This is a genomic window from Staphylococcus sp. HMSC071G07, from assembly GCF_001811435.1.
Classification (GTDB): Bacteria; Bacillota; Bacilli; order Staphylococcales; family Staphylococcaceae; genus Staphylococcus; species Staphylococcus pettenkoferi.
Genome location: NZ_KV804749.1, coordinates 1 through 233, shown reverse-complemented (window position 1 = coordinate 233; position 233 = coordinate 1). Strand labels below are relative to the sequence as shown.

Below are 233 nucleotides of genomic sequence, written 5' to 3'. Positions count from 1 at the left end.
TGAATTTATAGTATAATTTTAACAAAAAGGAGTCTTCTGTATGAACTATTTCAGATATAAACAATTTAACAAGGACGTTATCACTGTAGCCGTTGGCTACTATCTAAGATATGCATTGAGTTATCGTGATATATCTGAAATATTAAGGGAACGTGGTGTAAACGTTCATCATTCAACGGTCTACCGTTGGGTTCAAGAATATGCCCCAATTTTATATCAAATTTGGAAGAAAA

Annotated in this window: 1 pseudogene; it reads left to right on the top strand. The window is 32.2% G+C overall.

The window, feature by feature from the left end:
* Positions 1-40 precede the first annotated feature (40 nt).
* A pseudogene (locus tag HMPREF2802_RS00055) lies at positions 41-233 on the top strand (IS6 family transposase); the annotation flags it as partial.